Annotated in this window: 8 protein-coding genes and 1 pseudogene; 2 read left to right on the top strand and 7 right to left on the bottom strand. The window is 67.0% G+C overall.

Annotation, left to right across the window (positions count from 1 at the left end):
* The 5 genes and pseudogenes from alaS to V3W46_RS18235 form a co-directional block, all read right to left on the bottom strand.
* Window positions 1–2673, bottom strand: a complete 2673-nt coding sequence (gene alaS, locus V3W46_RS18255; RefSeq protein ID WP_331784568.1) for an alanine--tRNA ligase — start codon at window positions 2671–2673, stop codon at window positions 1–3.
* On the bottom strand, window positions 2673–2870 hold the full coding sequence (locus tag V3W46_RS18250; protein ID WP_331784567.1) for a hypothetical protein: 198 nt from the start codon (window positions 2868–2870) through the stop codon (window positions 2673–2675). Before V3W46_RS18250 ends, alaS begins: the two co-directional genes overlap by 1 nt.
* Window positions 2871–3051: 181 nt before the next feature.
* Window positions 3052–3384 (bottom strand): annotated as a pseudogene (locus V3W46_RS18245) (DUF948 domain-containing protein); the annotation flags it as partial.
* A 121-nt stretch (window positions 3385–3505) separates the two neighbouring features.
* Complete coding sequence (gene rpsD, locus V3W46_RS18240; protein ID WP_331784565.1) at window positions 3506–4141, bottom strand: 30S ribosomal protein S4; 636 nt, start codon at window positions 4139–4141, stop codon at window positions 3506–3508.
* Window positions 4142–4454: 313 nt separating this feature from the next.
* Entirely contained in the window at window positions 4455–5864 is a 1410-nt protein-coding gene (locus V3W46_RS18235; protein WP_331784564.1) for a replication-associated recombination protein A, read from the bottom strand.
* Between the two features lie 151 nt (window positions 5865–6015).
* On the opposite strand from V3W46_RS18235, the gene V3W46_RS18230 reads away from it, so the two are divergent.
* Both V3W46_RS18230 and V3W46_RS18225 read left to right on the top strand, forming a co-directional pair.
* On the top strand, window positions 6016–6810 hold the full coding sequence (locus tag V3W46_RS18230) for a peptidylprolyl isomerase (protein WP_331784563.1): 795 nt from the start codon (window positions 6016–6018) through the stop codon (window positions 6808–6810).
* Between the two features lie 11 nt (window positions 6811–6821).
* A complete protein-coding gene (locus V3W46_RS18225; protein ID WP_331784562.1) occupies window positions 6822–8051 on the top strand; it encodes a DUF349 domain-containing protein in 1230 nt (409 codons plus the stop codon).
* A 790-nt stretch (window positions 8052–8841) separates the two neighbouring features.
* On the opposite strand, the gene V3W46_RS18220 is transcribed toward V3W46_RS18225, so the two are convergent.
* Together V3W46_RS18220 and secF are read right to left on the bottom strand one after the other, a co-directional pair.
* Complete coding sequence (locus tag V3W46_RS18220; RefSeq protein WP_331784561.1) at window positions 8842–11097, bottom strand: RelA/SpoT family protein; 2256 nt, start codon at window positions 11095–11097, stop codon at window positions 8842–8844.
* A 22-nt stretch (window positions 11098–11119) separates the two neighbouring features.
* The gene (gene secF / locus V3W46_RS18215; RefSeq protein ID WP_331784560.1) at window positions 11120–12145 is read right to left on the bottom strand and encodes a protein translocase subunit SecF; all 1026 of its coding nucleotides are present in this window, start codon (window positions 12143–12145) and stop codon (window positions 11120–11122) included.
* Window positions 12146–12390: the final 245 nt, after the last annotated feature.

Here is a 12390-nt window from a genome sequence, read left to right as displayed (position 1 = left end):
TTACGCGGCCGCGACGGCCGAGCGGATGCCCGACAGCGCTTCATCGATGGCGGCCACGTTCGCTCCGCCGCCCTGGGCCAGGTCGTCTTTGCCGCCGCCGCCGCCGCCGAGGATGCCGGCGGCGAGGCGCGCGAGGGAGCCCGCCTTGAGCGCGGCGGCGCGTGCCTGGTCGTTGGTCGCCACGATCACGACGGGCTTGCCGGCGACGTCGGCCGCGAGGGCGACGACGGCAGCGTCAGAACCGAGGCGTTCGCGCACACTCGTGACGAGCATCCGCAGGTCGTCTGACGACCGCAGTTCGCCCACCGACTCGGCGACGAGGGTCACTGCGCCCACCCGGCCGGCGTTGGCCACGATGGCCGGAACGCGTGACGACAGTGCGCTGGCCTCGTAGGCGGCGATCTTCTTCTCGGCGGCCTTCAGCTCTGCCGACAGGCTGGAGATGCGGCCGACGAGCTCGTCGCGTGGGGCCTTGAGCGACGACGTGAGCTGCGACACGATGGCGCGCTCGGTGGCGAACTCGCGAAACGCGTCGGCGCCCACCAGCGACTCGACCCGGCGGTTGGTCGACCCGATCGACGATTCGCCGAGCAGGTTGATCAGGCCGATCTCAGAGGTGTGCACCACGTGGGTTCCGCCGCAGAGTTCGCGCGACCAGGGGCCGCCGATCTCGACCATGCGCACGACGTCGCCGTACTTCTCGCCGAACAGCGCCATGGCGCCCAGCTCTTTGGCCTCGTCGACGGCCATCTCGCGGGTGATGACGTCGAAGTCGGCCTGCACGGCGGTGTTCGAGATCTCTTCGATCTCACTCTTCGTCTCGGTGCTGAGCGGGCTCGACCAGGTGAAGTCGAGGCGCATGTAACCGGCCTTGTTGTACGAGCCCGACTGGTGAGCGGTCGACCCGAGAATCTCGCGCAAAGCGGCGTGCACGATGTGCGTCGCGGAGTGCGCCTGCGTGGCGCCCTTGCGCCAGTTCTTGTCGACCACGCTGCGTGCGGCGTCGCCGATCGAGATCTGGCCGCTGGTGACGCGGCCGCGGTGGCTGATCAGGCCCTTGACCGGCTTCTGCACGTCGAGCACCTCGACCTCGAAGGTCTGGCTGCCGTCGAGGCTGATGATGGTGCCCGAGTCGGCCTCCTGGCCGCCCGATTCGGCGTACAGGCTGGTCTCGGCCAGCACGACCTCGACCAGCTCGCCGGCGACGGCGGTGTTGACCGAGGTGCCGTCGATGATGAGGCCGAGAACGCGCGAGTCGGTCTCGAGTTCTGTGTAACCCGTGAAGACGGTCTCGCCGGCCGCGCGGAACTCGGCGAACGCCGACAGGTCGTGCGCGCCCAGCTTCTTCGACTTCGCGTCGGCCTTCGCGCGCTGCTTCTGCTCGGTCATCAGGCGGTTGAACGCCTCGCGGTCGACTGTGAGGCCGGCCTCCTCGGCGATCTCGACGGTCAGGTCGATCGGAAAACCGTAGGTGTCGTGCAGCTGGAAGGCGGTGTCGCCGGCGAGCGCCACGCTCTTCTCCGCCTTCGTCTTCGACACAGCGAGGTCGAGGATGGTCGTGCCGCCCGTGAGGGTACGCAGGAACGCCTCCTCCTCGGCGTAGGCCGTGCGGGAGATGCGCTCGTAGTCGGCCTCGAGCTCGGGGTAGGCGGCCTTCATCGCGTCACGGGACGCCGGGAAGAGTTCGGGGAAGGTGGTGCGGTCGACGCCGAGCAGGCGCATGCTGCGCACGGTGCGGCGCAGCAGGCGGCGCAGCACGTAGCCGCGGCCCTCGTTCGACGGGGTGACGCCGTCAGACATCAGCATGAGGGCAGAGCGCACGTGGTCGGCGACCACGCGCATCCGCACGTCGTCATCGTGCACGGCACCATAGGAGCGGCCCGACAGCGCCGCTGCCATGTCGAGCACAGGGCGAACCTGGTCGATCTCGTAGAGGTTCTCGACGCCCTGCTTGATGAACGCCACGCGCTCGAGGCCCATGCCGGTGTCGATGTTCTTGCGCGGCAGCTCGCCCAGCACGTCGAAGTCGTACTTCGACGTCACGTTGGCGATGAGGTACTGCATGAACACGAGGTTCCAGATCTCGATGTACCGGTCTTCGTCGGCTGCGGGGCCGCCGTCTCTGCCGTACGCCGGGCCTCGGTCGAAGAAGATCTCCGAGCAGGGACCTGCCGGGCCGGGCTGGCCGGTCGACCAGTAGTTGGAGTCTTTGCCGAGGCGCTGGATCTTGTGGTCGGGCAAGCCGGCCGTCTTCTTCCAGAACGCGATGGCCTCGTCGTCATCTTCGTAGACGGTGACCCAGAGGTCTCTCTCGTCGAAGCCCAGGCCGCCGTCGGCCTCACTCGTCGTGAGCAGTTCCCACGCGAATTCGATCGCCTGCTCTTTGAAGTAGTCGCCGAAACTGAAGTTGCCGTTCATCTGGAAGAACGTGCCGTGCCGGGTGGTCTTGCCGACCTCTTCGATGTCGAGGGTGCGGATGCACTTCTGCACACTGGTCGCACGCTTGAACGGTGCCGGCACGAGCCCCGACATGTACGGGATGAACGGAACCATGCCCGCGACCGTGAAAAGCAGCGTCGGGTCTTCACTGACCAGCGATGCCGAGGGAACGACCGTGTGACCGCGATCTTCGAAGAAGGTGAGCCAACGCTGGCGGATGTCTGCGGTGAGCACTACTTCGTTGCACCGCCGATGGCTGAACGCAGTTCTGACTCACGGTCGTGGTAGCCGTCGACGAACGCGTCAGAGAAGTCTTTGACCTTGGCCTCGAGGTTCGCGAAGGCCTTCTTGCCCTGGGCGGTCTGGTTGAGCTGGTGCGCGACGACGACGCCCACCGCGATACCGGCACTGAACCACAGTACTTTCTTCATGACGCGCTCCTTCGAGTGAGGGGAAAAGCAGCTTTAAGTGTAGGGGTGATCAGTAGTCGGCCCGACTGGCCTTGGCGCTCTTGTTGGCACGCTTCTTATCGCGCTCCGCCTTCGCTGTCGCGTTCTTCATCTGGCGCCCGGCCCTGTCAGAGGCGTCGTCGTCGAACGCTCGGCCGCCGAGGATCATCTCGCGCGCCGCGGCGCTGAAGCTCGCCAGCTTGATCAGCGGGCCGCCGAGCGAGGCGGCGAAGAGCGCGACCAGCGAGTTCACGTTGCCGGTGACCTCCGCCACGTTCGTCGTGATGACGTCGACCCGGGCCAGCTGCTTGTTGGCCTCCTGGATGGTCGTGGTCGACTCTTCGAGAATCGGGGCCAGGCCCTTGCTGGCGTCGCGGATCGCCAGCGTCGTCTCGTCGAACACCTTGCCGAGCTTGACCAGCGGCAGGGCCAGAATGGCGACCAGCACGGCGAACACGCCCGCCGCGATCAGCCCAGCGATATCTCCACCCGACATTGGGGCACTCCTTGGTGTGGTGTCGGCCGACGCTGTGCTGCCGGCCGGCGGTGACAGGAAAAAGGGCGAGCCACCCGAAGGTGACTCGCCCCAATGCTAGCTTGCGCCGGCGTGACTCGGGTCAGCGGGCCGCGTAGTACTCGACGACGAGCTGCACTTCACACGTCACGGGAACCTCGGCGCGCTTCGGACGACGCTCGAGGCGGGCCTGCAGCTTGTCGATCTCGACCGAGAGGTACCCCGGAACCTTGGGCAGAACGTCGACGTGGCCGCCGGCCGCTGCGACCTGGAAGGGCTCCATCGACTCGGAGCGGGCGTGCACATGGATGAGCTGGCCCGGCTTGACGCGGAACGAGGGGCGGTCGACACGAGCGCCGTCGACCATGATGTGACGGTGCACGATCATCTGGCGGGCCTGTGCGGTGGTGCGGGCGAAACCGGCACGCAGCACGAGGGCGTCGAGACGCATCTCGAGCAGCTCGACCAGGTTCTCACCGGTCAGGCCGGCGCCGCGACGGGCCTCCTGGAAGGCGATCTTGAGCTGGGCTTCGCGAATGCCGTACTGGGCGCGCAGACGCTGCTTCTCACGCAGACGCACCGCGTAGTCGGAGTCGGTCTTGCGCTTGGTGCGGCCGTGCTCGCCCGGAGCGTAGGGACGCTTCTCGAGGTACTTCGCCGCCTTCGGGGTCAGCGGAATGCCGAGGGCCCGGGAGAGGCGGGTCTTGCTGCGGGTACGTGACTTGGTAGACACAAACATCCTTCAAAAAGTAAGAGAAACTGAAAACAGGAAAGTATCGAGCCGCGACATCGCTTGAGCGATGGGCGAGCTTCATACGCGTTCGACCGCCGGGGGCGGGCGAACAATATATTCAGAGGGATGTGCCGGGCGGTTCGGCTAAAGAACTCGCGTTTCCTTCGTTGGGATCTCTCGCAGCCGCGCTAAAGACACCCAGAAGTAGGCCTCGAGAAGATTATCACACACGTGCAGGTTTCGATACGCGCTGCGCACTACTCAACCAGCGGGCCAACCCGCCGGTTGAGTAGGCCGCAGGCGTATCGAAACCCCCACGTCACGCCTCTCCGCGCGTAATCCTGCGGATCTTCTCCAGCCGCGCCGAGACATCCCGCTCATTGCCGTGCTCGGTGGGCCGGTAGTACTCGGTGCCCTTCAGTTCGTCGGGCAGGTACTGCTGCGTCACCACACCCACATCGCTGTCGTGCGCGTACTTGTAGCCCTTACCGTGCCCGAGGCGTTTCGCCCCGGGATAGTGAGCGTCGCGGAGGTGTTTGGGCACGCGCCCGAACTTTCCGGCCTTCACATCGGCGATCGCCGCATCGATCGCAAGGTAGGAGGCGTTCGACTTCGGCGCGGTCGCCAAGTACACCACGGCCTCGGCCAGCGGAATGCGGCCCTCGGGCATGCCGATGTACTGCACGGCATCGGCGGCGGCGGTCGCCATCACCAGCGCCTGCGGGTCTGCCATGCCGATGTCTTCGGCCGCCAGCACGATCATGCGCCGGCAGATGAACCGCGGGTCTTCGCCCGCCTCGATCATGCGGGCCAGGTAGTGCACGCTGGCGTCGACGTCAGACCCACGCACCGACTTGATGAACGCACTGATCACGTCGTAGTGCTCGTCGCCGTTGCGGTCGTAGCGCAGCAGTGCCCGGTCGACCGCCTGCGCCACCGTCTCTGCGGTGATCTCGGGAACGACGATGTCGTCGTCGTCGTCGTCCTCCAGATCTTCGTTGCTGTGCTCCTCGTCGTCTGCCGATGCGCCGGCCGCGTCAGCGGAGGTGCCGGCCAACACCGAGGTCGCCGCGGCCTCGAGCATGGTGAGGGCGCGCCGGGCGTCACCCGACGACATGCGGATGATCGCGGCTCTGGCCTCGTCAGACAGGGTTACCCGGCCGGCGAGCCCCCGGGCATCCGTCACCGCCCGGTCGACGAGCACGGCCAGATCGTCGTCGGTCAGCTGTTCGAGGGTGAGCAGCAGCGACCGCGAGAGCAGCGGGGCGATGACCGAGAAGGAGGGGTTCTCGGTGGTCGCCGCCACCAGGATCACCCAGCCGTTCTCGACGCCCGGCAGAAGCGCGTCTTGCTGCGCCTTCGAGAAGCGGTGGATCTCGTCGAGGAAGAGCACGGTCGAGAGCCCGTAGAGGTCACGGTTGCGAAAGGCCTCCTCCATCACCTGCCGCACGTCGCGCACGCCGGCCGTCACGGCTGACAGCTCGACGAACTTGCGGTTGGAGCTGTGTGCGATGGCCTGGGCCAGCGTGGTCTTGCCGGTGCCGGGCGGACCCCACAGGATGATCGAGACCGACCCCTGCGAACTCGACGTGTCGCTCGCCAGGTTCACCAGCGGCGAGCCGGGGCGCAGCAGGTGCTTCTGCCCGGCCACCTCGTCGAGGCTCTTCGGGCGCATTCGAACAGCGAGTGGCACCGCTCCCGTGTGGAGCCCGGGCTGCGAACTGACCATTCTCTAAGGCTAGTCGCAGCCACCGACACTGCTTTTCGCCCTACTTTTGAACATCGAGACGCTAGTCTCGTAAAGTTCTCGGGGGTCCGGTGCTTTTCGGCGGCGGAACAGGCAAGCTTGAGTTTCTGCCGCACGCGGCAGTGGAGGATTCGTGGCACCCAGCAATTCCGAGCGCGAGGCACGCGAGTCGAAACAGCGTCTGCGCAACTACCAGGCGCGCCAGACGGTGCACGCGCACCAGATCTCGCGGCGCAAGCGCGACAACCTCGTCTCGGTGATCGTCGGTCTGGTCGTGGTGATCGCGGCAATCGTCGTGCAGGTGTTCTACTTCTCCTCCGGGCCTGGGATGCCCGTTCCCGAGGCCTCGGCTTCGGTGGCTCCGACGGCGGTGGCCACCCCCGACCCGTCGGCGAACAGCGGCGACGTGCCGTCGTCGAGCATCGCCGAAGGGCGGCCGTGGACGGGCACGATGACCCTGAACACGAACATCCCACTCGCCATCACCCTCGACGGTGCCGCAGCCCCGCAGGCCGTATCGTCGTTCATCTCGCTCGCGCAGGCGGGCTTCTACACCGGCCTCACCTGCCACCGCCTCACCACCACGGGCATCTACGTGCTGCAGTGCGGCGACCCGAACGGCGACGGCACCGGCGGCCCGGGCTACTACTACGGCCCGGTCGAGAATGCACCGGCCGACAACGTCTACCCGGCCGGAACTATCGCCATGGCGCGTCAGTCAGACTCGGCGTACAGCCAGGGCAGCCAGTTCTTCATCGTCTACCAGGACAGCACCATTCCCGCCGACACCGCAGGCGGCTACACCGTCATCGGAAACGTGACCAGCGGTATGGATCTGCTGCAGACGGATGTCATCGCGGCCGGTGTTCAGTCGGGAACGGAGAAGCCGGCGGTCGCCACCACTATCACCGACCTCACCGTGCAGTAGGGTGTTTTCTTGTGATCGATAGTGACCAGCAGCCCTGGGGCCGCGTAGATGAGACCGGAACGGTTTATCTTCGTGAAGCCTCTGGCGAGCGTGTCGTCGGCCAGTTTCCCGACGGCACACCAGAAGAGGCGCTCGCCTATTTCGAGCGCAAGTACACCGATCTCGCCGGGCAGGTCACCCTGCTCGAGCAGCGGGTCAAGCGCGGGGCATCCGCCGCCGATGTGAGCAAGGCGGTGTCGTCGCTCTCGAGCGCGATCGAGACCGCCAACGCCATCGGCGACCTCGGCGCGCTGAAGAAGCGCGTCGATGCGCTGACCGTCGTCGTGTCGTCGCTCACCGAGAAGCAGCAGGTCGAAGCCAAGGCGCAGCTCGCCGACGCGATCGCCGTACGCACCGCGATCGTCGAAGAGGTCGAGGCACTGGCTGCCGAAGACCCCGCCAAGGCGCAGTGGAAGCAGGTGACGGCCCGCCTCGACGACCTTTTCGCGCGCTGGCAGAAGCACCAGCAAGACGGTCCCCGCCTGCCCCGCACCGAGGCCGGCGAGCTGTGGAAGCGGTTCAGAGACGCCCGCACCATCATCGAGGGCCACCGCAAGGCCTTCTTCGCCGAACTCGACAACGCCCACCGCGACGCCCGCGCCAAGAAGCAGCAGCTCGTCGAGCGGGCTGAGGCGCTCATCCCCCGCGGTGCAGACGGCGTCAATGCGTACCGCGACCTGCTCACGGAGTGGAAGAACGCGGGCCGCGCCGGCAAGCGTGTCGACGACCAGCTCTGGGACAAGTTCAAAGCGGCGGGCGACGCGCTGTACGCCGCGCGCAGCGAGGTCGTCGCCAAAGACGACGAAGAGTTCTCAGAGAACCTGGCGAAGAAGCTCGACCTGCTCGCCGAGGCCGAACCCCTGCTCACCGAGAAAGATCGGGTCGCCGCCCGCGACAAGCTCACCTCGATCCAGCGCCGCTGGGACGAGATCGGCAAGGTGCCCCGCGACCAGGTCAAGAGCGTCGACGACCGCCTGCGCAAGGTCGAGGCCGCCGTGCGCAAGCTCGACGAAGACTTCTGGCAGAAGAACAACCCCGAGAAGAAGGCGCGCGCAGAGGGCCTCGCCGGCCAGCTCACCGATGCCATCGCCAAGCTCCAGCTCGAGATCGACGCCGCCCAGACTGCGGGCGACGCCGCCAAGGTCGCCGAGCTGCAAGAGGCTCTGGATGCCCGCAAGATCTGGCTCGACGCCCTGAACTAGCCTCCCGGGGCGCCCGCGCGCGGTTCTCCACAGATTGTCTCCTCGAACGACTCCCGGTGGGCCGAAGGCGTCAGAGTGGTCTCATGACCGCCACCCTCCCGGACACCCGCGCCGCCCTTCTCCTCGTGAAGTCGGCCTCCTCAGGATCTCGGCCGCCTCGCCACGCCTCGTGACCGTTGCCGCCTCTCCGGAATCCGGCGCGCGACATCCTGCGCGACCGGCCCCCTCGCCGCGCCTCGTGACCGAGGCCGACTTCTCGGTTGCCGAACTCTCGGCCGCCCGGCTCGACGGCGACCTCTTCGCCATCGACGGCGTCTACGCGAGCATCGCCGAACCCGAATCGGCGCAGCTGCGCGCCCTCGCCCTCGCCGCGGTCGCTCCTGAGCGCGCCATCGCCGCCCTGCGCAGCGCCCTCTGGGTGTATGGCGTCATCGCCCGCCCGCCGCTGCGCCACCAGCTCTTCGTCGACGCCCACGGCAGCACACGAGCGACCAGCTTCTCGACCTTCGACCTCAGCGAGGTGCGCCTGCTCCCCCACGACACCGCCACCATCGCGGGCCTCCGCGTCACCTCGAGACTGCGCACCGCGATCGACCTCAGTCGCCTCGCCTCGGCGCTCGACGACGCCCTCGCCGCCGACCTCACCGCGCTGCTCACTCCCGCCGGCATCACTATCGCCGACGTCGACCGCCGCCTCGCGGCCTCAACCGCACTCCCCCGCCGCCGCCTGGCCCGTTCCCGCCTCCAGCGCGTGCTCGAAGCCCCCCGCCCCGCCTGGGCGAGGGCCAGATCAGCCGCCGCTGACGCGGTAGACGTCGTAGACGGCGTCGATGCGGCGCACGGCGTTGAGTACGCGATCGAGATGGGTGGTGTCACCCATCTCGAAGACGAAGCGGCTGATCGCGAGGCGGTCGCGGGAGGTGCTGACGGTCGCAGAGAGGATGTTCACGTGGTGCTCTGAGAGCACCCGGGTGACGTCGGAGAGCAGGCCCGAGCGATCGAGCGCCTCGACCTGGATCTGCACGAGGAAGACGCTCTTCGACGACGGTGCCCACTCCACGTCGATCATGCGCTCGGGCTCCTGCAGCAGCGACTGCACGTTGTGGCAATCTGACTGGTGCACCGAGACGCCGGTACCGCGCGTCACGAAACCGACGATGTCGTCGCCGGGAACGGGGGTGCAACACTTGGCCAGCTTCACGAGGATGTCGGGGGCGCCCCGCACCAGCACGCCGGATTCGCTGTGCGTCGAGCGCGGCCGGCGGGTGCCGACCACCACTTCGAGGTCGCTGTCGTCGCTCTCGACCTCGGTCTGCAGCGACTGCAGCACCTTCTCGATGACCGACTGGGTGGAGACGTGGCCCTCGCCGATCGCCGCGTAGAGCGCCTCGACGTTGTTGTAGCTCAGCTGGGACGCGACCTCGGTGAAGGCGTCCTGGCTCATCAGCTTCTGCAGGGGCAGGTTCTGTTTGCGCATCGCCCGGGCGATGGAGTCGCGGCCCTGCTCGACGGCCTCGTCGCGCCGCTCCTTCGTGAACCACTGGCGGATCTTGTTGCGGGCCCGCGGGCTCTGCACAAAGCTCAGCCAGTCCTGGCTCGGCCCCGAGTCGGGATTCTTCGAGGTGAAGACCTCGACGACATCGCCCGTCGTCAGCGTGCTCTCGAGCGGCACCAGCCGGCCGTTGACCTTCGCGCCCATGGTGCGGTGCCCCACCTCGGTGTGCACCGCGTAGGCGAAGTCGACCGGGGTCGCACCCGCCGGCAGGCCGATCACTCGGCCCTTCGGGGTGAAGACGTAGACCTCTTTGGCGCCGATCTCGAACCGCAGCGAGTCGAGGAACTCGCCGGGGTCGACCGTCTCGGCCTGCCAGTCTGAGATGCGGGCCAGCCACGCCATGTCGGCGTCGCCCCGGTCATCCACCTGCCCGGCCTTGCCGGCATTGACCCGCTCTTTATACTTCCAGTGCGCGGCGACACCGAACTCGGCCCGCTGGTGCATCTCGTTGGTGCGGATCTGAATCTCGACCGCGCGGCCGCCCGGTCCTACGACGGTGGTGTGCAGCGACTGATAGAGGTTGAACTTCGGGGTGGCGATGTAGTCTTTGAACCGCCCGGGCATCGGGGTCCACCGCGCGTGGATCGACCCCAGCACGGCGTAACAGTCACGCACCGAGTTCACCAGCACCCGGATGCCCACCAGGTCGTAGATCTCGTCGAACTCGCGCCCGCGCACGATCATCTTCTGGTAGATCGAGTAGTACTGCTTAGGCCGCCCTGCGACCTTGCCGCGGATCTTCGACGCCTTCAGGTCTTCGCTGACCAGGTCGATGACCTGCTGTACGTACTCCTCGCGCTGCGGCGTGCGCTGCCGCACGAGGTTCTCGATCTCGACGTACAGCTTCGGCGAGAGCACGGCGAACGAGAGGTCTTCGAGCTCCCACTTGATGGCCTGGATGCCCAGCCGGTGCGCCAACGGAGCGTAGATCTCGAGCGTCTCCTGCGCCTTGCGGGTCGCCGACTCGGTCGACACGAACCCCCAGGTGCGCGCATTGTGTAACCGGTCGGCGAGCTTGATGATGAGCACCCGGATGTCTTTCGACATCGCCACGATCATCTTGCGCACGGTCTCGGCCTGGGCGCTCTCGCCGTATTTGACCTTGTCGAGCTTGGTCACACCGTCGACCAGCATGGCGACCTCGTCGCCGAACTCGGCGCGCAGGTCGTTGAGGGCGTAGTCGGTGTCTTCGACGGTGTCGTGCAGCAGCGCAGCGGCCACCGCCTTCGTGCCCATCCCCAGCTCGGCGAGAATCTGCGCCACAGCGACCGGGTGGGTGATGTACGGCTCGCCCGACCGGCGCTTCTGGCCGTCGTGTGCCCGCTCGGCGACCGTGTAGGCCCGGTCGATGATGCTCGTGTCGGCCTTCGGATGATTGGCCCGAACGGTGCGGATCAGAGTGTCGACGGCCCCGGCCGGCTGAGCGCGGGAGAAGAGGCGCGGCACCAGCCTCCGCAGCGACGCGTTGGTCGGAGCGGTGGTTTCTGTCATTGGGCGGCCTCCACTCACAATTCTACGCGGAGATGCTCTCGCTCTCGCTCTCGTTCGCGGCTCGAACCTCGCGGTTAGCACGCGCTGAGAGAACACGGGCGTCGGCCTTCTTGATCTTCGGTTCGCCGCGACGCAGCAGCGCGTACATCGGTGAGGCGATGAAGATCGTCGAGTAGGTTCCGACGAAGATTCCGATCAGCAGGGCGAGCGAGATGTCGCGCAGCGTTCCGGCACCGAGCACGAACGCCCCGATGAACAGAATGGATGCCACGGGCAGCATGGCCACGACCGAGGTGTTCAGCGACCGCACCAGGGTCTGGTTGACCGCGAGGTTCACGGTCTCGCTGAACGTGCGGGTCGGCTTCTCGCCCATCTGCCGGGTGTTCTCACGGATCTTGTCGAACACCACCACCGTGTCGTAGAGCGAGTAGCCGAGGATGGTCAGGAAGCCGATGACGGCGGCGGGGGTGATCTCGAAGCCGGTGATGCCGTAGATGCCGGCCGTGATGACGAGGTCGTGCACCAGGGCGATCATCGCCGAGGCCGCCATCTTCCACGTTCTGAAGTAGATGGCCATGAAGATGGCCGCCAGCGCGAGGAAGATGAGCAGGCCGCGGATGGCCTGCCCCGTGATGTCAGCGCCCCAGGTCGGGCCGATGAAGTTGATCGTCACCTGGTCGGGCGTCACGTTGTACGCGCTGGCGACGGCGTCGCGCACCTGGTTGCTCTCGGCGTCGTCGAGCTGGTCGGTCTGGATGCGGATGCCGTTCTGGCCCAGCGTCGTGACCGCCGGCACGAGGGCCGAGTCGACCGACTTCACGGCGTCGATGCCGAGCTGCTGGCTGGTGTCGGAGACCTGGGTGATGGAGAACTGCGAACCGCCACGGAACTCGATGCCGAACACGAACCCGCCGCGCAGGAACGGGCCGAACACGGAGACGAGAATCAGCACGGCAGCAATGGTGAACCACAGCTTCCACCGGCCGACGATGTTGTACGACTTCTTGCCTGAGTAGAGATCGTTACCCAGGTCGCTCATGCGGCCCATCAGCGCTTCTTTCGTTTCGGCGTCGGCTTTCGCACCGGTGGTCGGGGCGTGCTCGGCGCCGGGGTCGAGTTCGAGCCAGCGGTCGCCGACGTGCCGGTCGTGGTCGCACCGGTGGCCGTACCGGTCGCAGCCGCGTCGGTGCCGGTCTCGGCGTCGGGCGACGGGGTGGCGGGCGTGGTGGCCGACGACGGCGCGGCAGACGATGCCGCAGATGTCGCCCTCGTGGGTGCCTCGGTCGCCGTCGT

Origin of the sequence: Subtercola sp. YIM 133946 (assembly GCF_036553535.1) — a bacterium.
Lineage (GTDB): Bacteria > Actinomycetota > Actinomycetes > Actinomycetales > Microbacteriaceae > Subtercola.
Note: the sequence above shows the minus strand (reverse complement) of the source record. Positions and strands in the feature narration are given on the sequence as shown.